Origin of the sequence: Pseudarthrobacter phenanthrenivorans (assembly GCF_036455295.1) — a bacterium.
GTDB classification, from domain to species: domain Bacteria; phylum Actinomycetota; class Actinomycetes; order Actinomycetales; family Micrococcaceae; genus Arthrobacter; species Arthrobacter phenanthrenivorans_C.
This window is the reverse complement of sequence record NZ_JAYXNX010000002.1, coordinates 55,914-76,076: the sequence shown is the minus strand read 5'-3', so window position 1 is coordinate 76,076 and position 20,163 is coordinate 55,914. Positions and strand designations below refer to the sequence as shown.

Sequence of the window (20,163 nt, the reverse complement as noted above, 5' to 3'; positions counted from 1 at the left end):
CCGCCGCGTTGTTTAAGGGCCAGGTGCGGACCCGGCCATGCGCCGGACGTCCAGCTGTCCTGTGCAAATCGTTGTCCCAGCGAACGATGTGACATCTTTGTCATATCTGTCACCTTTTCTGTCATTTACAGTTATGAGCTGCTTACGGTGGAGCGGACCCTTCCCCCTGTCGAAAAGGAAAATCCAATGGAATCCCGTCCCGCCACAGTCCCCGCTCCCAGCCACAGCCCGCCAGGATCCACGGAAAAGCCCGGCCGCTTCACATTGCGGCGGCCCCGCCAGCCCCGCCATCTGGGTGCGGATGTGCCCGCCTCCCTGGTGGTGTTCCTGGTGGCCCTTCCGCTTTCGCTGGGCATCGCCGCAGCCTCCGGAGCGCCCATCATGGCCGGCCTCATCGCCGCGGCCGTGGGCGGCATCGTGGCAGGCAGCCTTGGCGGCTCGCCGCTCCAGGTGAGCGGACCGGCAGCCGGGCTGACCGTCGTCGTTGCCGGCCTGGTCCAGGAATTCGGGTGGCAGGTGACCTGTGCCGTCACCGCCGCGGCCGGCGTCGTGCAACTCCTGCTGGGCATCAGCCGCGTCGGCAGGGCTGCCCTGGCCGTGTCACCGGTGGTGGTCAAGGCCATGCTGGCCGGCATCGGCGTCACCATCATCCTGCAGCAGCTCCGCGTTCTTCTCGGCTCGAAGCCCGCCGGCTCAGCCTTTGGGAACCTTGCGGCCCTTCCCTCGGCTATCACGGACCTGGACCTGCACGCCGCCCTCCTGGGGCTTGCCGTTGTGGCCATCCTCTTCGGCTGGAAGTTCCTGCCGGCAGCTGTCAGGCGCGTCCCCGGCCCCCTTGCCGCCGTCGCGGCAGGCACCTCACTTGCTGTCGCCTTCGCGCCGGGGGTCGAACGCATCTCGCTGGACGGCTCGATCCTGGATGCCATCGCCCCGCCCCAGCTCCCCGACGGAAACTGGCGGCCCTTCGCCTTCGCCATCCTGACCATGGCGTTGATCGCGAGCATCGAGTCCCTCCTGTCCGCCGTTGCCGTGGACAAAATGCAGACCGGTCCCCGGACCAACCTCAACAGGGAGCTCATCGGCCAGGGCGCCGCAAACATCGTTTCCGGGTCACTGGGCGGCCTGCCGGTAACCGGCGTCATCGTCCGCAGCGCCACCAACGTGGAGGCTGGCGCCGCCACCCGGGCCTCCGCCGTGCTGCATGGTGTCTGGGTCCTTGCCTTCTCGGCCCTCTTCGCCGGCATGATCCAGCTGATCCCGCTTGCTGTCCTGGCCGGCCTGCTGGTGGTGATCGGTGCGTGGCTCATCAAGCTGGCAGATATCAGGACCAGCCTGCGGACCGGGGACTTCCCCATCTACGCGGTGACCCTGCTCTGCGTGGTGTTCCTGAACCTGCTCGAAGGCGTCATGATCGGCCTGGCACTTGCCGCGGCCAGCGTGCTGTGGCGCGTCCTGCGGGCCCCCATCCATGCACACCGGCCCGCCACGCCGTCGTCGCCGTGGCGGGTGACCATTGCCGGGTCATGCAGCTTCTTCGCACTGCCCAAGCTCAGCCGCGTCCTCCAGGCTGTCCCCGGCGGCGCTGACGTTGTAGCGGAGCTGAACGCCGACTACGTCGACCATTCCTTCCGCGAAGCCCTCATCGCCTGGCAGCTGCAGCACCAGTCCACGGGCGGCAGTGTCAACATCGAGGAGCACGGGAACACCGTGTTCAGGGACGCCGCCCAGCGTGCACCCCGCCGTGAAGATGCAACAGAACTGCCCCTTCCGCCAAGAAAGGAGCCGCTGCTTCTGGGCATCAACAAATACCACCGCCGGTTCGCCCACCAGGTCCGTCCGCTGGTGCATGACCTGGCGGAAGAGCAAAATCCGGACAGCCTGTTCGTGGCCTGCGTCGACTCCCGCGTCAATCCGAACCTCATCACCAGCAGTGGTCCGGGGGACTTGCTGACCCTGCGGAACATTGGCAACGTGGTGTGCGGCCATGGTAAGGACGCGTCAGTCGATTCAGCCCTGTCTTTTGCCGTGAATGGCCTGGGAGTACAGTCGCTGGTCATTTGCGGACACTCCAACTGCGGCGCCATGAAGGCGCTCCTCGAGGAAGCCGACGGCGGCGGCAACAGTTCGCTGGGTCCGGCGTTTGGGCAGTGGCTGGACCATGCCCGGCCGTGTTATGCGGAACTGCAGGAGGGTCATCCTGTTGGGATGCAGGCCGCGGCAGCAGGCTACAGCGTGGTTGACCAGCTGGCCATGGTCAACGTGGCGTTGCAGTTGGCAAAGCTGCAGAACCATCCGGTCGCGGGGCCAGCGATTGTCGGGGGCGGGGTACAGGCCACCGGCCTCTTCTACGACATCGCCACGGCGCGCGTCCTCAGGATCACGGCGGACGGGATTGAGGACCTGGACCCGGCGTTCGACGCCGGGGCCCGGGAAAGCGTCCTGGTTGGCCGGTAACTCCACACCGCCAGGGCCTCAAACGAAGAGAGGCGCCCCGCTCCCGGAAGGGGCGGGGCGCCTCTCGGCGTAATGGACGGACGGGGCGCTTACTTCGTGGCGCCGGACCGTTCCGCCGGACTGGAATGGGCGACGTCCCAGGCGTTCGTCGAGGCCGCCATCAGCAGCGCCGCACCGAGCATGTGTGCCGCCACCAGCAGGGCCGGAATTCCGTTGTAGTACTGGGTGAAACCAATGATCGCCTGAAGCACGGTAACGCCCAGCAGCATCAGGGCAGCGGTCCGGAACGGGCCGGTGATGCGGCGCCCGAAGACCAGCACCAGTGCCACCACGGTTCCGGCCGTGACCAGGTAGGCGGGTACCGCGTGGATGTGGGAGAACAGGTCCCAGTCAAGGTTGTTGCGGGGGGCGTCGGCGTCACCGGCATGCGGGCCGGCGCCGGTGACCACCACGCCGAGCATGACGGCGGCGGCGGAAAATAGGGCGACGGCGGACGTCACCGGGCGCAGGACAGCCGGCAGCGGGGCATGCGGGGCAGCCAGGAAACGGCCCGTGCGGCCATAGGCCCGGTTGACCAGGAGGGTGGAGAACACCACAAGGGCCATCGATACGAGGAAGTGCAGGCCCACAACCCAAGGGTTGAGGTTGGTGAGGACGGTGATTCCGCCGATGACTGCCTGTGCCGGGATGCTGGCAAGGAGGCCGATCGCCAACAGGAAGAGGTCCTTGCGTTCCTTGCGGAGGTTCCACAGGAACACCAGCATCAGGACGGCCACCGCGGCCAGGGCAAACGTCAGGAGCCGGTTTCCGAACTCGATGAAGCCGTGGATGCCCATCGCCGGGGTGTTGACCAGCGAGTCCGAGGTGCAACGGGGCCAGGTGGGGCAGCCGAGGCCGGACGCCGTGAGCCGGACCGCGCCGCCGGTGACCACCAGGAGCGTCTGGCCGATCAGGGAGGCGACGGCGAGCCGGCGGATCCGGACGTCCACGGTGCGGGGGAGCCGCGAGGCCAGGCGGCCGGCAATCTGGGGGAGGCGTGAAGCCGTGGTCACGATTTTCTCAATTCCACTTGAACCAACGGATGGCAGCTGCCCCGGCGATGACCGTCCAGAGCAGCAGGATGAGGGCGGCGCCGCCGTTTACGGCCCCGCCCAGGAACGCGGCGCGCATCGACTCGCCCAATGCGCCGGACGGCAGGAAGTGCACGACAGCCTGGGCGGCGGCAGGCAGCCTTTCGGCCGGGAGCACGATGCCGCCCATGGCTCCAAGGAGGATCCACAACAGGTTGGTGATGGCCAGCGTGGCTTCGGGACGCACGGTCCCTGCCACCAGCAGCCCGAGCGCTGTGAAAGCCGCCGCACCCAGTGTGAGGAGCCCCAGTCCCGGAAGCCAGCCCGCCGCGGCCGGCTGCCAGCCCAGGGCCAGGGCGACAAGGCCCACCACCACAACCTGGATGCACAGGACGGCCAGGACCGCAAGGATCTTCCCGGCAATCAGTCCGCCACGCCCCAGGGGCGTGGTGGACAGGAACCGGAGCACCCCGTAGCGGCGGTCGAATCCGGTGGCGATGCCCTGGCCGGTGAAGGCGGTGGACATCGCGCACAGTGCAAGGATCCCTGGGACGGCCACGTTGACGCGGCTGGAGCCCATGCCGTCCAGGATCGGGGTCACCGTCAGCCCCACCAGCGCCAGCAGCGGAAGCACCACTGCGAGGATCAGCTGTTCGCCGTTGCGCAGCATGGTCAGGGCCTCGTACCGGCCCTGCAGCAGGACGCGGCGCAGCAGTGACGCGGGCTGCTGCTGGTCCTGGAGTGCTGCAGTGCTCATCGGATGTCCTTTCCTGAAATGTCCAAAAAGACGTCTTCAAGGCTACGCGCCTCAAGGCTCATCGAGGCAGGCATGATGCCTTTCGCTTCCCACCACTGGGCAAGGGCGGAGAGGTGGCGCGGCGTCAGTGCTCCGGTCACCGTGTAGCTGCCGGAGCGGGCCTCGGAAACCTCGACGTCGCCCGGCAGCACCGCCGCCAGGTCCAGGCCCGACGGGGCTTCAAACACCAGGGTCCGCACGTGGTCGGTGCCATGGTCCGTGACAGGGCTGCGTTGCAGCAGCTCCTGGACCGTGCCCTCCGCAACGTTGCGGCCGCCGTCGATGATGTACACGTAGTCCGCCAGCCGCTGCGCATCATCCATCAGGTGCGTGGTCAGGATGATCCCCATCCCGTTGTCACGCAGCTCGGCGATGAGGTCGAACACCAGCTGCCGCGATTGCGGGTCCAGGCCGGCGCTGGGCTCGTCAAGGAACAGTACTTCGGGCCTGCCGATCAGGGCTGCGGCCAGTGCCAGGCGCTGCTTCTGTCCGCCGGAGAGCCTGCGGACACCCGTCCGGCTGAAGGTGTCGATGCCAAGCCGGCCCACCAGGTCATCCAGCGGCCAGGGATTGGCATACAGGCCGGCGATGTGCCGCAGCAAAGGCAGGGGCCTGGCCGACGGCGGGAGGCCGCCGTCCTGCAGCATCACGCCCACGCGGGACCTCAGGGCGGCACCCGCCGTGTCAGGATCCTGGCCCAGCAGCGAGATGCTGCCGCCGGTGCGCTTCTGCAGGCCCTGAGCGCATTCGAGGGTTGTTGTCTTGCCGGCGCCGTTCGCGCCGAGCAGGGCGGTAACCTGTCCGCGCTCCGCAACGAGGGAAACACCGCTGACAACCCTGAGCATCTTGCCGTCCAGGCTGGACAGGGGGCCAACGTCCTTGATGAGCCCATGGATGGACAAGACGGGGGACTGGGGGGATCGCACCACAGTATTCTACGGGATGTAGTATATGGAGCCGCCCTTCAGGCAGGTGCCTTATCCTAAGGAATTTTGCGATCCCTGGAGTTTGCGCGGCGCCGGGGCCAAGGTCAGCCTGCCCTTACTGGAGTGCGGGACTAAATTACGACATGATTGTGTTGTGTATTCCATGACCGATACCAGTGCTGTGCCTGTGGCAGGGCCGGGTCCTGTCGCCTCCAGCCCTGTGGCTGAGGCCGACGAGCGCACCCGGGACCGGGTCCTCGCCGCCGTTTTGGAGCATGGACCCGTCAGCGCCGCTGAACTGGGGGACATGCTGGGCTTCACCCCGGCGGCTGTCCGCCGGCACCTGGACCACCTTTCGCGCGCCGGCGTCATCGAGGTCAAGCGCGTGGCGAAACCGGGAGCGGGCGCAGGCCGCCCCGCCCGCCGCTACGTCCTCAGCTCCCAGGGCCAGACAAGCCTGGGCAACGACTACCTCGACATTGCAGCCCTGGCGCTCCAGCAGCTGCAGAAAGTTGCCGGCCCGGACGCTGTGCGCGCCTTCGCCGAAGAGCGGTTTGCGGACATGGAGCGGCGCTACGCTCCCGAAATCGAAAAGGCCGGCCCGGACATCCGTGACCGCGCTACGGCACTGTCGGCCGCTTTGAGCCGAGACAACTTCGTGGCTTCCGCCGCCTCCATCGAGGCCAAGGCACCCCTCCCCGCCGCGCTGTCCAGCGTGCAGCTCTGCCAGGGCCATTGCCCCATCCAGCAGCTCGCGGCCCGGTTCCCGGTGTTCTGCGACGTTGAAACCGAAGTCTTCTCAAGACTGGTGGGAGTGGACGTACGCCGGCTCTCCACCTTGGCACGCGGCGGGCACGTCTGCACCACCCACATTCCTACAGGCAGGCTGTCTGCCAAACCGGCCACCGTGCCGGCAGCAGCCCCCGCAGGCCTGGACGAAGTAATCAACCATCAGCAAGAAAGGCCGTGATGACGGACCAACTATCAGAGAAAGCAGTAGCCGAAAACACTGTGATCTCGGAGATTCTGGAAAAGAATCCCGAGCTCCACGGCATCGGCAACTACGAGTACGGCTGGGCTGACAAGAACGACGTCGGCGCCAATGCACGGCGTGGTCTCGATGAAGAGGTAGTCCGGGACATTTCGGCCAAGAAGAGCGAACCGGAATGGATGCTCGACCTCCGCCTCAAGGGCCTGAAGTACTTCGACCGCAAGCCGATGCCCACCTGGGGCGCAGACCTCTCCGGCATCGACTTCGACAACATCAAGTACTTCGTCCGGTCCACGGAGAAGCAGGCTGCCAGCTGGGAAGACCTCCCTGAGGACATCCGCAACACGTACGAGAAGCTGGGCATCCCGGAAGCCGAGCGCAGCCGCCTGGTCTCGGGCGTCGCCGCACAGTACGAATCCGAGGTGGTCTACCACCAGATCCGCGAGGACCTCGAAGCCCAGGGCGTTATCTTCCTGGACACTGACACCGCGCTGAAGGAACACCCGGAGATCTTCCAGGAGTACTTCGGCACCGTGATCCCTGTGGGCGACAACAAGTTCGCTTCGCTCAACACCGCAGTGTGGTCCGGCGGCTCCTTTGTGTACGTGCCCAAGGGCGTCCACGTGGACATCCCGCTGCAGGCCTACTTCCGTATCAACACGGAAAACATGGGCCAGTTCGAGCGGACCCTGATCATCGCCGACGAGGACTCCTACGTCCACTACATCGAAGGCTGCACCGCGCCGATCTACACCTCGGACTCGCTGCACTCCGCCGTCGTGGAAATCATCGTGAAGAAGGGCGCCCGCGTCCGCTACACCACCATCCAGAACTGGTCGAACAACGTCTACAACCTGGTGACCAAGCGCGCAATCTGCGAAGCCGGCGCCACCATGGAATGGGTTGACGGCAACATCGGTTCCAAGGTCACCATGAAGTACCCGGCGGTCTACCTGGTGGGCGAGCACGCCAAGGGTGAGACCCTGTCCATCGCGTTCGCCGGCGAAGGCCAGCACCAGGACACGGGCTCCAAGATGGTCCACATCGCGCCCAACACCAAGAGCTCCATCATCTCCAAGTCGGTGGCCCGCGGCGGCGGCCGTGCTGCCTACCGCGGCCTGGTCCAGGTCCGCGAAGGCGCCAAGCACTCCGCCAACACCGTGCGTTGCGACGCGCTCCTGGTGGACACCATTTCCCGCTCGGACACCTACCCGTACATCGACATCCGCGAGGACGATGTGCAGCTGGGACACGAGGCCACCGTTTCCCGCGTCAGCGAGGAGCAGCTCTTTTACCTCATGTCCCGCGGCATGCCCGAGGACGAGGCCATGGCCATGATCGTGCGCGGCTTCATTGAGCCGATCGCCCGCGAGCTGCCCATGGAATACGCCCTTGAGCTGAACCGCCTCATCGAACTCCAGATGGAAGGATCCGTCGGTTAATGACTGCCGAAGCAACTACCGAAAAGGCGCGCATCGGCGCTCCGTCGATCGCCGGCTTCACCGAGGAAGGCGAACACCTGGTCGCCTCCAAGGTTGACCGCCACCACAGCCATGGCACGCAGGTCATGGCCTCCCGCGCCGAGCGGCTCACCAGCCACGACGTGGCCGACTTCGCCCTGCCCAACGGCAGGGAAGAAGAGTGGCGCTTCACCCCTGTGCGTGAACTGGCCAACCTGCTCTCCGACGCCCCGTCCGACGCCGGCGTCCTCAGCGTCTCGGTCGAGGCGCCGGCCGCCGTCGTGCAGCGTACCCTCGGTGCAGGCGAGGCCCCCCGCGGTGCCACGCTGGTCCCCGCCGACCGCGCCGCTGTGGTGGCCTCCGCCAACGCCGGTGACGCCCAGCTGATCTCCATCCCGGCGAACGCCGAGCTGGACGCCCCTGTGCGCGTTGTCCTGACCGGCAACGGCGCGGGCCGCCGCAGCAACTCCCACGTGGTCATCGAGGCCGGGGCCAACAGCCGCGGCGTGGTAATCCTCGAGCACGGCGGCATCGCCGACCACAACGGCAACGTCGAGGTCCTTGTCCGTGAGGGCGCCCAGCTCACGGTGGTCTCCGTGCAGCTGTGGGAAGACGACGCCAAGCACCTGGCACAGCACGACGCCGAGGTTGCCAAGGACGCCGTCTACAAGCACATCGCCGTTACCCTTGGCGGCAAGATCGTCCGCCTGAACTCCAACGTTCGGTTCGCCGGCGAAGGTGCCGAAGCAGAGCTCCTGGGCCTTTACTTCGCCGACGCCGGCCAGCACCTGGAGCACCGCTCCTTCGTGGACCACAACATGCCCAACTGCAAGTCCAACGTCCTGTACAAGGGCGCGCTGCAGGGCAAGGGTGCACACACGGTCTGGGTTGGCGACGTGCTGATCCAGAAGCAGGCCGAAGGCACCGACTCCTACGAGAAGAACCAGAACCTGGTGCTCACCGACGGCTGCCGCGCGGACTCCGTGCCCAACCTCGAGATCGAGACCGGCCTGATCGAGGGTGCCGGCCACGCCAGCGCCACCGGCCGCTTCGACGACGAGCACCTGTTCTACCTGATGGCCCGCGGCATCCCCGAGGATGTTGCCCGCCGCCTGGTGGTCCGCGGCTTCCTCAACGAGGTCATCCAGCAGATCAAGGTCCCGGCCCTCGAAGAGCGCCTGACCGAGGCTGTTGAGCGCGAACTCGCGGCAACCGAAAACTAGGAACGGGCAGGAATGTATGAGCGGCACACCCAAGGGCGAGCTGGTTTGCAGCGCCAACGACATCCAGGTCAAGCAGGCGCTGCGGATCCTCATTGACGGCTACCCCGTAGCCGTGGTGCGGGACTCGATGGGGGATATCCACGCCATCGGCGACACCTGCTCGCACGCGGACATCTCCCTGTCCGAGGGCGACGTGGAAGGCTGCGCCATCGAGTGCTGGGGCCACGGCTCCCAGTTCGATCTGCGCAGCGGCCAGCCGCTGCAGCTGCCCGCCTACGATCCTGTCCCGGTGTTCGCCGTCGAACTCGACGGGGACGACGTCTACGTGGACGTCACCAACGTATTGAACGGCGCAGCAGTAAACAATTACTGAGCGCCCGCAGCACCAGACTTACGAGCGAAAAGAAAGAAGAGCATGTCAACTCTTGAGATCAAGGACCTGCACGTCAGCATTGAGACGGAACAGGGCACCAAGGAGATCCTGAAGGGCGTCAGCCTGACCATCAGGACCGGCGAGACGCACGCCATCATGGGGCCCAACGGCTCCGGCAAGTCCACCCTGGCCTCCACCATCGCGGGCCACCCGCGCTACACCGTGACCAGCGGCACCATCACGCTGGACGGCGAGGACGTGCTGGCCATGAGCGTTGACGAGCGCGCCCGCGCAGGCGTCTTCCTGGCCATGCAGTACCCCGTGGAGGTTCCGGGCGTCACCATGACCAACTTCCTGCGCACTGCCAAGACCGCCATCGACGGCGAAGCACCCAAGCTGCGTACGTGGACCAAGGACGTCAAGGATGCCATGGAGAAGCTGCGCATCGACGCCGACTTTGCCCAGCGCAACGTCAATGAAGGCTTCTCCGGCGGTGAGAAGAAGCGCGTGGAGATCCTGCAGCTGGAACTCTTCAAGCCCAAGTTCGCCGTTTTGGACGAGACCGACTCCGGTCTGGACGTTGACGCGCTGAAGATCGTCTCCGAGGGCGTCAACCGCGCACACGCGGAGGGCAACATGGGCACGCTGCTCATCACCCACTACACCCGCATCCTGCGCTACATCAAGCCTGACTTCGTGCACGTGTTCGTGGACGGCCAGGTTGTGGAGGAAGGCGGCCCGGAGCTGGCCGACCGCCTCGAGGACGAAGGCTACGACCGTTACGCCAAGGGCGCCGGCGCAGCCACCATCGCGGCCCCTGCCGCGGCACAGGCCTAGTAAGGACTATCTGTCATGACCGAAATCAAGCCGGGCCGCACGGCCCTGGAGGACGTCGAAGAGGCGCTCAAGGACGTCATCGACCCTGAGCTTGGCGTCAACGTTGTGGACCTGGGCCTCCTGTACGGCCTGAAGTACTCCGACGACGACGGCGCGCTCCTGATCGACATGACGCTCACCACCGCCGCCTGCCCGCTCACCGACGTGCTCGAGGAGCAGGTCGGCCAGGCCCTGGACGGCGTCGTTGACGACTGGCGCCTCAACTGGGTATGGATGCCGCCATGGGGTCCCGAGCGGATCACCGATGACGGCAAGGACCAGATGCGGGCCCTCGGCTTCAACATCTGATCCCCACCGCCTCCCTAAGGACTACGACGACGGCGGGCCACCTTTCGCAGGAAAGGTGGGCCGCCGTCGTCGTTATCACCACCGATTGCTGCGTACTTGTCGTTATGGACGTCCTTAACGACAAGTACGCAGCAATCGATGGTGTTAAAGGATGGGGTTAGAGGGTTGCGGCGCTGAACGTGTCGCACTGGTTGATGTCCCCGGACTGGTAGCCGCGGGAGAACCAGCGCTGGCGCTCCTCGCTTGAGCCGTGCGTCCAGCCTTCGGGGGAGACCCGTCCGGTGGCGGCTTTCTGGATGCGGTCATCACCCACGGAGGCAGCAGCGGACAGTGCGTCGTTGACGTCCTGCGGAGTGAGGGGTTCCAGGTACGGCTGCCCGGTCTTGGGGTCGGGGGTGGTGGAGGCGTACTTGGCCCACAGGCCGGCGTAGCAGTCGGCCTGGAGCTCCGTGCGGACGGAACCGGATTCGGGCCCTTGCGGATCCTGCTGCGCCCGCTTCAGGTCGCCCAGCAGATTCTGGACGTGGTGGCCGAACTCGTGTGCCACCACGTATTCCTGGGCCAGCGGTCCGCCTGACGAGCCGAACCGGTCCACCAGCTCCTGGAAGAACCCGGGATCAAAGTAGGCGGTGGTGTCTGTGGGGCAGTAGAAGGGGCCCACCTCGGAGGTGGCGGCCCCGCACGCCGTGTTGGTGCCGCCGCTGAAGATGACTGCCTTCGGCTGCGGGTACTGCACGTTGTACTTCTTGAGGTAGCCGGGCCAGAACGCATTGAGGCTGTTGACGGTGCCGGTAATCCGGCAGTCGAGCCGGGTGTCGGCGTCCGCGCCGGTGCTGCAGGCCGGCGCCGTGCCCTGGGACTGGCCCGCCGTGCCGCCACCGGTGAGGCCGCCGAGCATGTTGGGGTTGATGCCGAGGAGGAGCGCAATGAGCAGCACCAGGCCGCCGCCGATTCCGCCGCCGACTTTTACCCCCGTGCCCATGCCCCGGCGGTCCTGGACCTGGGAGGGATCAAGCTGCACATTGTCGTTGAAACTCATAACGTCACATTACCCGCGGGCCGCAGGCTCAATCCGGGCGGCCCGGTAAAGTTGGTGCGTGCCTTTCCTCGACAAGATCCAGCGGTGGGCCGGGCAACGCCCGCACGATACTGCGGTGCTGATAGCCGGGAGGCGCCTTGACTGGGCCGGGCTGCGCGATGCCGCAGCCGGATTGGTGGCCGGGAGCAAATCGGTGACCACGCTCTGCGAAGCCAACTCCGTGGACTTCGCGGTGAAGTTCGCCGCCGCCGTCGCCGGCAGCCGCCAGTGCGCGGTCCTGGATCCCGAATGGCCGGCTTCCCTGCAGGAGGACATTGCCCGGCGGGTGGAGGCCTGCGCCGCTCCGGCCCCGGTATCCCCGGATGATGAACTGGCCGATGGACCCCAGGATGCCGGCTTCCTGATCGGCCTGACCTCCGGAACCACATCGGTGCCGAAGGCCTTCACCCGCTCCCGCCGGTCCTGGCAGGAGTCCTTTGACGCCTCGATCGAATTCTTCGGCCTCCGCCAGGACGACGTCACGCTGGCTCCGGGCCCGCTCGCGGCTAGCCTCAACCTTTATGCGCTTGCCGAGTGCCTCTACGCCGGGTCTGAGTTCCAGACGCTGGAGACCTTCGACGTCGGGGATGTCCACGCCGCGATCACCCACGACCGTGTGACCCGGCTGGTCCTGGTACCCACCATGCTGCGGATGCTCAGCGAACGCGGGATGACAGGATGCGTCGATGCCTCGAACATCCGCACCATCATCTGTGCGGGGTCCAAGCTTGATGCCCGCACGCTGGAAGCAGCCCGGCGCTGGGCGCCCAACGCCACTATCTACGAGTACTACGGCGCTTCCGAACTGAGCTTCGTTTCCGGCCTGGGGCTGGCCCCCGGGCAGCCGGCCACCGCCGGCGGCAGCGGAATCGGACGGCCCTTCCCCGGCGTCGAGGTCCGGATCCTGGAGGACGACGGCGCCCCGGTCCCCGATGGCGGGTACGGGAACATCTGTGTCCGCAGCGGCATGGTGAGCAACGGGTATTTGTGGGGCGACGACGGCGAAGCACTGCGGTCCTTCGGCGACTGGTACACGGTGGGGGACCAGGGCTACCTGGCGGATGGCGAACTGCACATCCTCGGACGGCGTGCCGACATGATCCTCACCGCCGGCCGGAACGTCTACCCGCACGAGGTGGAACTCGCCGTGGCGGCAGTCCCCGGAGTTGCTGCCGCCGTCGCCGCCGGTATGCCGGACGATTTGCGAGGGCAGCGCGTGGTGGCCGGGGTTCTTCCGTCCCATGGCGGCCTTACCGCGACTCAGCTGCGGGCCGGCCTTGAGGACATCCTGTCCCGGCACAAGCGCCCGCTTCAGTATTACCTGCTGGCCGAGCTTCCCATCACCGACCGCGGAAAGGTCAGCCGCAACCTACTCCTCGAGTGGATCGACGCCCGGGACCCGAGAGTGCGTTCCCTTGCCGGCTGACTTCCTGCCGCCCGACCGCCAGCCGGTCATCATCGCCGCCCGCCGCACCCCTGTATGCCCGGTCAACGGTGCACTGCGTTCCCTGCGCGCCCACGAGCTCCTGGCCCCGGTCCTGGCCGCGCTCGTTGCCGACGTTGCCCTTGACCCGGCCTCTGTTGCCGACGTGGTGATCGGCAATGCCGTTGGTGGCGGCGGAAACGTTGCCAGGCTGGCCCTGCTGGAAGCCGGACTCCCGGTCAGCGTCCCCGGGATCACGGTCGACCGCCAGTGCGGTTCGGGCCTGGACACGATCGCCCTTGCGTCCCGGCTGGTGGCGGCCGGGGGCAGCCCGTTGTACCTGGCGGGGGGAGTGGAGAGCACAAGCACCGCGCCCCTGAGAGCGCACAGGAAGGACGACGGCGGCCCCGAGTTCTACCGCCGCGCCCAGTTTGTGCCGCACAGCTTTGGCGACCCGGACATGGGTGTGGCGGCGGAAACGGTCGCAGCGGAATACGGCGTGGGCAGGGAGCGGCAGGATGATTTCGCGCTGGCCAGCCACCGGAAGGCCATTGCGGCCACCCGGGAGGGCCATTTTGCCGGTGAACTCGTGCCGCTGGAGACACCTGCGGGGACAGTAACGTCCGATGGTGGCCCGCGTCGGGGGCTCACCCCTGCCGTCATGGCGCGGTTCCCTGCCGCCTTCGTTCCAGGGGGAACTGTCACCGCTGGAAACTCCTGCTTTGACGCGGATGCCGCGTCCGCCGTCGTCATCACCTCGCTGGCGCGTGCGCGGGAACTGGGGATGGCCGACGCGATGCTGGTGCTCGGTACTGCCACCGCCGGCGTGGCTCCCCAGCTGCTGGGAATCGGCGCCGTCCCGGCTGCAACTGAGGTGCTGGCGGCGGCAGGCGTGGAACCGGACGAGCTGGACCTGGTGGAATTCAACGAGGCGTTCGCGTCCCAGACACTGGCGTGCCTGGACCAGCTGGGCATCGACCCGGAGCGGGCGAACCTCGACGGCGGCGCGCTGGCTTTGGGGCACGCGTACGGTGCGTCGGGAGCCGTCCTGGTCACACGGCTGCTGGCCCAAGCGCGGAGGATGGGGACGCCCGGTGCCCTGGGGCTGGCCATGATCAGCATGGCCGGTGGCATGGGGACGGCCGCGCTGCTGCAGTACCGCGGCCTCCGGCCCTAGTCCTCCGCCTCGCCCAGGCCCCGGGCGGCAAGCGCCTCACCTGTTTGGCGGGCGTAGGCAACCGAGGTGATGAACACCGGCAGGACCAGCGCCCGTGGATTGCGTTCCAGGCCCCTGGCCTTCGCGGAATCGCGGACGTCGGCGAAGGTGCCCGCGATGAAGGGAATGCTGCGGAGCATGATGCCGATGGTCAGGGCGAAGCGCTCAGGATCGGCGCCAAAGCGCTGGAAGGGACGGGCCAGCTGGACTACGCCGTCGAGGAGCTGCTGGATGGGGGTGGTTGCGGTGAGCAGGGACGCGGCCACGACGCAGACCAGAATGTTCAGCACGATCCGCGCTGCCGTGGGGCCGCCCAGCTGCCACCATTGAAACAGTCCGATGACCAGCAGGACGGGGGCCAGCGGCCTTACGGCGCCCCACAACCGCTTGGGTCCGGCGCCGCTGAGCAGGAAGAGCCCGCCAAGGGCCGCGAGTACCGCTGCGGAGATACGCCAATCGACAACGATGAAGGACAGCAGTCCGCAGGCAAGGACCAGGAGGAACTTCAGCGCAAGAGGCGCCCGGTGCAGGAGCGAGTTGCCCGGCACGTAGTTGGCAAGGAGGAACCCGTGGCCCCTCACGGTGAGTCCCGTCCTGCCGGATCCAGGGCCTGCATGCACCATTGGCGGTAGGCTGCCACCGCTTCGGTGGGCGCGCCGTCGAACGCCACCCGGCCCTCCTGGATCACCAGGACCCGGTCCATGTCCAGCGCCAGACCGAGGTCGTGGGTGGACATGATGATTTGCTGGTCCAGGTCTGCCAGGGTACGGCGAAGCAGTTCACGGTTGCGCAGGTCCAGGAGAGTGGAGGGCTCGTCCAGGACAAGCACCTTGGGTTCCACGGCGAGGACGGCGGCGAGCGCCATCAGCTGGCGTTCACCGCCCGACAGTTCGTAGATGCTTTGGTCCGCCAGGTGCAGCAGGCCAAGGCGTTTGAGGGCAGATTCGGCTTTGCTGCGCCGTTCGGTGCCGTTGCGGACGGAGCGGCGCAGGGACAGCTCCACGTCTTCCCGCCCGGTGGGCATCACCAGCTGGGACAGCGGATCGGTGAACACGAACCCTACGTTCCGCCGGACTTTCCTGACGGCGCGGACTGTATCGTCGCCGTCGACCGTCACAGTGCCGCTGGTGGGCTGGATGAGCCCGTTGACCAGGCGCAGCAGCGTGGATTTGCCGGATCCGTTGGCGCCGATGACGCCCACCCGTGCTTCGTCCAGCCTCAGGCTGACGGCGTCAAGGAGGACCTTGGGCTGGAGGGAGTCCTCCGTCTCGACGGCGACGCTCACCTGGTCAAAGGCCACGGCAGGCATGGCGGCCTACGCGCTTTCGGCCGGCAGCCCGCGGCGCCTTACGCGGCGGACCAGGACGTCGGGGAAGGCCCGGTGGAGGGCTACGGCGATGGCGGCGGCGAGGACGTTCTTGACGATGTCCCCGGGGTAGAAGACCAGGTCGCTGACGAAGGCCTGCTCCAGGGTGGCCTTGGAGTTGACGACGATGCCGAGGATGCCCAGCGTGTGCACGATGACGACGCTCGTGGCAGTTGCGGACAGGAAGAACCATAGGGCGCGTGCCTTAGTGGTGCGCCGGATGACCAGGGTGGCCAGCCACCCCACCACGCCTGCGGCAATGGGGAAGGCAATGATGTAGCCGGCGGAGGGACCGGCGAGGATGCCCAGGCCGCTGCGGCCCTGGCTGAAGATGGGCAGGCCCGCGAGGCCCAGGAGCGTGTAGAGCCCGACGGCGGCGAGTCCGCGGGCGGGGCCCAGCACAAGCCCGGTGAGCATCACGGCCAGGGTCTGGAAGGTGATGGGGACGCCGAAGCCGTTGAGGGCGAGTCCCGGCACCAGGGCTGCAGCGGCCACGAGGGCGGCAAAAACGGCGATCAGCCCCAGGTCCGTGCCGTTCCAGCGGCGGCGCTCTGTCCGTTTGCTCGTCTTGGGGGTGGTTTCGGTGTTGCTCATCGGTGGTCCTGTCGGGGTTGTACAAGCGGAATCTAATGTACAGCCGACGCTACCGGGGTGGAACGGGGGCCATTTTGTAGGAGTCCCACTAAGCCCGGCCGTGGGTGTTTCCGGGTGGGCACAACGGCCGCGCCCACACGCCTCATTCTGCATGCCGGACGAAGGTGGGACGTGGGCGGAGCAGCCGGAACCCAACTCCATCTGACGGCTTGAGCCAATTACCTGTGTAGCGTTTAGGGGACCTTCACCGGGCAGTTTTGCGGGCGGGTCATACGGGAAGCTGGGGCAGCCCGAAATCGTGAGGACTTTGATCAGCGCTCCACAGAGCAAAATGGCGGCCGCTGGAGGACCGTCTTACGGGCACCCGAGATAGACACTTCTTGTCGCTATAGTTCGGCCCATGATCGTTTGGCTCAATGGCACCCACGGAGCAGGAAAGACAACGACCGCCGTGCTCGTGCAGCAATTGCTGCCTGGGGCGCGCGTGCTCGACGCCGAGAAAGTTGGTGAGGTGCTTATGGACATCAAGCCAGGGCTTCCTGCGACGGACAACTTCCAGCATTGGGAGCCGTGGCGGCCGCTCGTTATCGAAACCGCCCGGCGCGTTCTCGACTACACCGGAGCCACACTGGTGATGCCCATGACTGTCTTAGTCGAGAGTTATTGGAGGGAGATCAGCGATGGTCTCGCTAGGTACGGCATACCGATCCGGCATTTCGTGCTCCATGCCGACCAGGAGACCCTCCGCCACCGAATACAGAACGACCGGATTCTGGGTCCCTCGACGTTCCGTTTCGCGTACTTGGAGCTCTACGCTGAGGCAGCCCAAAGCTGGCTGCACGACGAAGCCGAAGTCATCGACACCGCACATATAACACCGGAACAAGCAGCTCGGCAGATCGCGAATTCGGTGCTTGGTTTCTGAATGCGCGGAACTTCCCAGATTCTTGTGTCCGGTGCAGGATCGGCCGCTTGCGGGGCTTAGCAGGCCATTGGAAATAGCGTCATTGCATGGCAACCCCACACCCGACCGATCGATTGCAGTTCCATGAGATGGCGGATGCGGACCTCGATAACATGACCGCCTTACTCGGAGATCCTGAGGTGATGCGCTTCTACCCAGCACCCAAGTCTAGGGACGAAGCAGCAAGGTGGATTCACTGGAATTGCGAGAACTACGCGGAGCACGGGTAGGGCCTATGGATTGTCGAAACGCACGACGGAGAGTTCATAGGCGACTGCGGCCTAACCTGGCAGCAGGTGAACGACGCACAGAAGCTTGAGGTCGGATACCACGTGCGCTCCGACCTGCACGGCCAAGGGTATGCGACAGAAGCAGCCGCCGCCCGTCGCGACTACGCCGGAGAAGATCTCGCAGCCAAGGAACTGATAGCCATCATCCATCCGGATAACCGAGCTTCAGAGCGGGTGGCTGAGAAAATCGGAATGCACCGCATTGCTGATGACTTAGGCGGAAATATCCCCGTCCGAGCAGTCCTGAGTATGCAGCTGTAGATACGTCCGAGGCCGCCCGCTGGAGGATCGTTCAACGGGCGCCGGATTCTGCACTAGGCACGCAGCGGGCGGGGGAGTTCGCGGTTCAGGTCGGTGAGTCTGGGTGGATCCTGGTCCCAGACCTCAAACAATGCGTCCAAGCCGTGTTCCTTCACGGTCCGAGCTTCTTCAGGGAAGACCGGCGTGGCGTCCAGGAAGACCACATGGTGCCCGCTGTCGAGCAGAAGGGGCGGGATGAAATCATCAACTCTTTCGAGCATCAGCCATGATCTAAAGTCGCGGCCGTCGAGGATACGCTCCACTGCCGGTGTAACCATATGGCCGGCCTCCAGGACGATTTGCTCGGCGATTACATAGTTAGCCATCAGGCCAAATGACAACCTAACGTCATCTGTTCCTGCCGCCACGCATGTGTAGAGCTCGAACCCATGGTTCTGGTTCAGCGGACCGTGAACTAAGCCATGAAGGCCAAGCGTCGCGTAGAGGTGAAATGGCTTAAGTGATGCTCCTTTGGGCCATTCAAGCACACCGACCATTTCTGGATGCTCATTAAATTTCCAGTACTCCGGCTCGCCGCCGAAATGAATCTCATAGTGAGCATCCACTGCTTTTACGCTGCCCAAGCCTTACCCCCTGTCATACCTGGTCAGCACTAGCCTAGGGCCTGAGACCGAGCTGCATTCACGGAAAGACCACCTGAGCGAAACCTTCGCGTTCAGGAAAGCAACGCCCGGTAGACGATCGGCTTACGGGCAGGGTCTGGACGCCGGACGAGTACGCGGCCCGGCGGTACAGCCAACGTCATCCTCTTTACCTCGGCGGTGGTCCGAAGGGCTGTGGTGAAGTGCTGGTTTAGTCTTGACAGAGCAGGCGCGTATCGATGTTCTGGATCTGCAGCGGGGACAACTTAGAGGATTGTGTGGGGACTTTCATGCGTAAGGGAAATCTGCAAGCTCGGATGATAGGGACCGGCGCCCTTTTGGCGGCATCGGCACTGCTGTTGGCAGCATGTTCTTATTCAGCGCCGACGCCGGCCCCCACTACCTCCAGCGCTTCCCTTGAAGCCGAGTCAGCGGCGGGTGTAACCTCCAGTTCTCCGGCCATTGCCCCCGTCAACGACAAGCGCGACATCCGCTGCTATTACCGCGCCGACCTCACCACCACCTACCCCGTCAAAGCGGACCCTAAAGTGATCATGCCGCCATACCTCAGCACGGGGATCATGATGGCAGGATTCGACGCGAAGAATAACCCGAACCCTGGTGACCCGAACGCAGGAATGCAACAGATCACTGACCCCATTAACCAGTGTGGCGGGCTATGGGACATGGGATCGATGAACCCCCAGGGGATCACTGACGATCTCATTCCCGCCGGTTTCGTCCGAACCACTCCCACGGCCGACCCCGGCAAGTCAAGCGCCAACGGCAGGCCGAGTGATAAGTACGGCAATCCATTGGGCGGGGCCGCCGGGACGAACAAACTCATCGGCCAGTACGTCCCACAGCTGACCGCGTGCGTCGTCGACAACAGCGTTGCCGTCATCCCCGGAGGACCCGAAATCTGCGCCCACCTTGGAATCCCCTCCCTGGAGCAATAGCAAGGCGCTGTCCGGTAAGGGATCCTTTACCGGGCGCTGCCTCACTGCAGCACAGTTGTCATGTATGGCAAGGCTTCCGGGACGCGTTCAAGCCAGTAAAGTGCGATTCATGACATCGGGGGATGCTGTACCAGGCCTTGCTCGCCGGCCATGGGCGTTCGCCGGGGTGTGCGTGATGATCGCTTCGCTGACGCTGCTGGTGTTTGGACTGTCCCAGGTGCCCGTGATGCAGCTACTGCCCTGGTATGTGGACGCATATCTCCTGATCGGTGCGTGCATCTTCGTCCCGACCAGGAGGCTTCCGTCGCTGCGACAGGCCGCGGCATTCCTGCTGCCTGGTGCCCTGCTCGTGGTCCTGGCGTTGTTGAACATCGGCCTCTGGGCCGGCGGCTGGCTGCTTGGACTGCCGGCCTGGGGGCTGCTGCTGAGCCGATGGACACCGGCGAACCCACTCCCCGTGCTGCAGGTCCTGAAGCTCTTGGGCCTGCTGGTGCTCGGCCTGCTCATCTTCGCGTTCAACGTGATCTTCGTGGTCTTCAGCCCTGGATTATTCGTACTGCCTATCATCCCCTTGGTTCGGCTGGTCTACCCCGAGTACCGCGCCCGGCCGTTCCAGGCCGGCATGGAGGTTCTGCTGGGGCTCGCGGTGGTGGTGCTTGCCTTTGCAATTCCCACCCCAGAGGGATCTTGGTCGTCGTCCTGGATTTACGCGGGAGGGGCCGCGACAGCTGGACTCATGATCGCATTTTGGGCCCGCGGGCTCCCGCGCCGCTCCAAGCGCCTACAGCTCAACAACGGAGCCATCGTCTAACCACTGCCCATCCCTATCGGATCTCATCCGCGCCCGGTAAAGGATCCCCCAATGTACGCTGCGGCAATGCGAACCGAGTGGA

20 protein-coding genes and 1 pseudogene are annotated in these 20,163 nt (G+C 65.6%); 13 read left to right on the top strand and 8 right to left on the bottom strand.

Features of this window, described 5'->3' with window-relative positions; all coding sequences use genetic code 11:
- Positions 1 to 186 precede the first annotated feature (186 nt).
- Entirely contained in the window at positions 187 to 2,454 is a 2,268-nt protein-coding gene (locus VXJ37_RS02815; protein ID WP_331321547.1) for a bifunctional SulP family inorganic anion transporter/carbonic anhydrase, read from the top strand.
- Positions 2,455 to 2,543: 89 nt separating this feature from the next.
- Here VXJ37_RS02815 and VXJ37_RS02810 read toward each other — a convergent pair whose 3' ends face one another.
- The 3 genes from VXJ37_RS02810 to VXJ37_RS02800 are packed head-to-tail and all read right to left on the bottom strand — an operon-like array spanning position 2,544 to position 5,246.
- Positions 2,544 to 3,506: a COX15/CtaA family protein gene (locus tag VXJ37_RS02810; protein ID WP_331321546.1), complete on the bottom strand. Its 963-nt coding sequence runs from the start codon at positions 3,504 to 3,506 to the stop codon at positions 2,544 to 2,546.
- Positions 3,507 to 3,513: 7 nt separating this feature from the next.
- Positions 3,514 to 4,281 carry an ABC transporter permease gene (locus tag VXJ37_RS02805; RefSeq protein WP_331321545.1) on the bottom strand — a complete coding sequence of 256 codons (768 nt, stop codon included), beginning with the start codon at positions 4,279 to 4,281 and terminating at the stop codon, positions 3,514 to 3,516.
- Entirely contained in the window at positions 4,278 to 5,246 is a 969-nt protein-coding gene (locus tag VXJ37_RS02800; RefSeq protein WP_331321544.1) for an ABC transporter ATP-binding protein, read from the bottom strand. The genes VXJ37_RS02805 and VXJ37_RS02800 overlap by 4 nt, the downstream gene beginning before the upstream one ends.
- 154 nt (positions 5,247 to 5,400) lie before the next feature.
- Here VXJ37_RS02800 and VXJ37_RS02795 point away from each other — a divergent pair, with 154 nt between their 5' ends.
- The 6 genes from VXJ37_RS02795 to VXJ37_RS02770 are packed head-to-tail and all read left to right on the top strand — an operon-like array spanning position 5,401 to position 10,478.
- Positions 5,401 to 6,216 carry a helix-turn-helix domain-containing protein gene (locus tag VXJ37_RS02795; RefSeq protein ID WP_141941243.1) on the top strand — a complete coding sequence of 272 codons (816 nt, stop codon included), beginning with the start codon at positions 5,401 to 5,403 and terminating at the stop codon, positions 6,214 to 6,216.
- Positions 6,216 to 7,679: a Fe-S cluster assembly protein SufB gene (sufB, locus tag VXJ37_RS02790; protein ID WP_141941245.1), complete on the top strand. Its 1,464-nt coding sequence runs from the start codon at positions 6,216 to 6,218 to the stop codon at positions 7,677 to 7,679. The genes VXJ37_RS02795 and sufB overlap by 1 nt, the downstream gene beginning before the upstream one ends.
- Complete coding sequence (gene sufD / locus VXJ37_RS02785) at positions 7,679 to 8,920, top strand: Fe-S cluster assembly protein SufD (protein ID WP_331321542.1); 1,242 nt, start codon at positions 7,679 to 7,681, stop codon at positions 8,918 to 8,920. Before sufB ends, sufD begins: the two co-directional genes overlap by 1 nt.
- A gap of 16 nt (positions 8,921 to 8,936) precedes the next feature.
- Positions 8,937 to 9,293: a non-heme iron oxygenase ferredoxin subunit gene (locus VXJ37_RS02780; protein ID WP_141941249.1), complete on the top strand. Its 357-nt coding sequence runs from the start codon at positions 8,937 to 8,939 to the stop codon at positions 9,291 to 9,293.
- Between the two features lie 42 nt (positions 9,294 to 9,335).
- Positions 9,336 to 10,130, top strand: a complete 795-nt coding sequence (gene sufC, locus VXJ37_RS02775; RefSeq protein ID WP_331321541.1) for a Fe-S cluster assembly ATPase SufC — start codon at positions 9,336 to 9,338, stop codon at positions 10,128 to 10,130.
- 15 nt (positions 10,131 to 10,145) lie between these two features.
- Positions 10,146 to 10,478 carry a metal-sulfur cluster assembly factor gene (locus tag VXJ37_RS02770; protein ID WP_018761278.1) on the top strand — a complete coding sequence of 111 codons (333 nt, stop codon included), beginning with the start codon at positions 10,146 to 10,148 and terminating at the stop codon, positions 10,476 to 10,478.
- 157 nt (positions 10,479 to 10,635) lie between these two features.
- On the opposite strand, the gene ypfJ is transcribed toward VXJ37_RS02770, so the two are convergent.
- Positions 10,636 to 11,517 (bottom strand): KPN_02809 family neutral zinc metallopeptidase, encoded by an 882-nt coding sequence (ypfJ, locus tag VXJ37_RS02765; protein ID WP_331321540.1) that lies wholly within the window; start codon positions 11,515 to 11,517, stop codon positions 10,636 to 10,638.
- Between the two features lie 58 nt (positions 11,518 to 11,575).
- Between ypfJ and VXJ37_RS02760 the strand changes: the two genes are divergently transcribed.
- Together VXJ37_RS02760 and VXJ37_RS02755 are read left to right on the top strand one after the other, a co-directional pair.
- Positions 11,576 to 12,982 (top strand): class I adenylate-forming enzyme family protein, encoded by a 1,407-nt coding sequence (locus VXJ37_RS02760; RefSeq protein WP_331321539.1) that lies wholly within the window; start codon positions 11,576 to 11,578, stop codon positions 12,980 to 12,982.
- Positions 12,972 to 14,156 carry a thiolase family protein gene (locus VXJ37_RS02755; RefSeq protein ID WP_331321538.1) on the top strand — a complete coding sequence of 395 codons (1,185 nt, stop codon included), beginning with the start codon at positions 12,972 to 12,974 and terminating at the stop codon, positions 14,154 to 14,156. The genes VXJ37_RS02760 and VXJ37_RS02755 overlap by 11 nt, the downstream gene beginning before the upstream one ends.
- Here the strand turns inward: VXJ37_RS02755 and VXJ37_RS02750 are convergent.
- Genes VXJ37_RS02750 through VXJ37_RS02740 form a run of 3 tightly spaced genes read right to left on the bottom strand, consistent with a single transcriptional unit; the run spans position 14,153 to position 16,155 of the window.
- Positions 14,153 to 14,776 carry an energy-coupling factor transporter transmembrane component T family protein gene (locus tag VXJ37_RS02750; RefSeq protein WP_331321537.1) on the bottom strand — a complete coding sequence of 208 codons (624 nt, stop codon included), beginning with the start codon at positions 14,774 to 14,776 and terminating at the stop codon, positions 14,153 to 14,155. The two genes, VXJ37_RS02755 and VXJ37_RS02750, sit on opposite strands and share 4 nt — an antisense overlap.
- Complete coding sequence (locus VXJ37_RS02745) at positions 14,773 to 15,504, bottom strand: energy-coupling factor ABC transporter ATP-binding protein (RefSeq protein ID WP_331321536.1); 732 nt, start codon at positions 15,502 to 15,504, stop codon at positions 14,773 to 14,775. Before VXJ37_RS02745 ends, VXJ37_RS02750 begins: the two co-directional genes overlap by 4 nt.
- Positions 15,505 to 15,510: 6 nt before the next feature.
- A complete protein-coding gene (locus tag VXJ37_RS02740) occupies positions 15,511 to 16,155 on the bottom strand; it encodes a biotin transporter BioY (protein WP_331321535.1) in 645 nt (214 codons plus the stop codon).
- A gap of 400 nt (positions 16,156 to 16,555) precedes the next feature.
- On the opposite strand from VXJ37_RS02740, the gene VXJ37_RS02735 reads away from it, so the two are divergent.
- Positions 16,556 to 17,080 (top strand): AAA family ATPase, encoded by a 525-nt coding sequence (locus tag VXJ37_RS02735; protein WP_331321534.1) that lies wholly within the window; start codon positions 16,556 to 16,558, stop codon positions 17,078 to 17,080.
- Positions 17,081 to 17,166: 86 nt separating this feature from the next.
- A pseudogene (locus VXJ37_RS02730) lies at positions 17,167 to 17,670 on the top strand (GNAT family N-acetyltransferase).
- Positions 17,671 to 17,723: 53 nt separating this feature from the next.
- Here VXJ37_RS02730 and VXJ37_RS02725 read toward each other — a convergent pair.
- On the bottom strand, positions 17,724 to 18,293 hold the full coding sequence (locus VXJ37_RS02725) for a suppressor of fused domain protein (protein ID WP_331321533.1): 570 nt from the start codon (positions 18,291 to 18,293) through the stop codon (positions 17,724 to 17,726).
- Positions 18,294 to 18,670: 377 nt separating this feature from the next.
- Between VXJ37_RS02725 and VXJ37_RS02720 the strand changes: the two genes are divergently transcribed.
- Both VXJ37_RS02720 and VXJ37_RS02715 read left to right on the top strand, forming a co-directional pair.
- Positions 18,671 to 19,270, top strand: coding sequence for a hypothetical protein (locus VXJ37_RS02720; RefSeq protein WP_331321532.1), 600 nt, complete (start codon positions 18,671 to 18,673; stop codon positions 19,268 to 19,270).
- A 109-nt stretch (positions 19,271 to 19,379) separates the two neighbouring features.
- Complete coding sequence (locus tag VXJ37_RS02715) at positions 19,380 to 20,081, top strand: hypothetical protein (protein ID WP_331321531.1); 702 nt, start codon at positions 19,380 to 19,382, stop codon at positions 20,079 to 20,081.
- Positions 20,082 to 20,163 lie beyond the last annotated feature (82 nt).

Coding starts and splice junctions, on each gene's coding strand:
- VXJ37_RS02735 (WP_331321534.1), top strand. CDS start 16,556: ATGATCGTTTGGCTCAATGGCACCCACGGAGCAGGAAAGACAACGACC.
- VXJ37_RS02715 (WP_331321531.1), top strand. CDS start 19,380: ATGACATCGGGGGATGCTGTACCAGGCCTTGCTCGCCGGCCATGGGCG.
- sufC (WP_331321541.1), top strand. CDS start 9,336: ATGTCAACTCTTGAGATCAAGGACCTGCACGTCAGCATTGAGACGGAA.
- VXJ37_RS02745 (WP_331321536.1), bottom strand. CDS start 15,504: ATGCCTGCCGTGGCCTTTGACCAGGTGAGCGTCGCCGTCGAGACGGAG.
- ypfJ (WP_331321540.1), bottom strand. CDS start 11,517: ATGAGTTTCAACGACAATGTGCAGCTTGATCCCTCCCAGGTCCAGGAC.
- VXJ37_RS02770 (WP_018761278.1), top strand. CDS start 10,146: ATGACCGAAATCAAGCCGGGCCGCACGGCCCTGGAGGACGTCGAAGAG.
- VXJ37_RS02815 (WP_331321547.1), top strand. CDS start 187: ATGGAATCCCGTCCCGCCACAGTCCCCGCTCCCAGCCACAGCCCGCCA.
- sufD (WP_331321542.1), top strand. CDS start 7,679: ATGACTGCCGAAGCAACTACCGAAAAGGCGCGCATCGGCGCTCCGTCG.
- VXJ37_RS02780 (WP_141941249.1), top strand. CDS start 8,937: ATGAGCGGCACACCCAAGGGCGAGCTGGTTTGCAGCGCCAACGACATC.
- VXJ37_RS02805 (WP_331321545.1), bottom strand. CDS start 4,281: ATGAGCACTGCAGCACTCCAGGACCAGCAGCAGCCCGCGTCACTGCTG.
- VXJ37_RS02740 (WP_331321535.1), bottom strand. CDS start 16,155: ATGAGCAACACCGAAACCACCCCCAAGACGAGCAAACGGACAGAGCGC.
- sufB (WP_141941245.1), top strand. CDS start 6,216: ATGACGGACCAACTATCAGAGAAAGCAGTAGCCGAAAACACTGTGATC.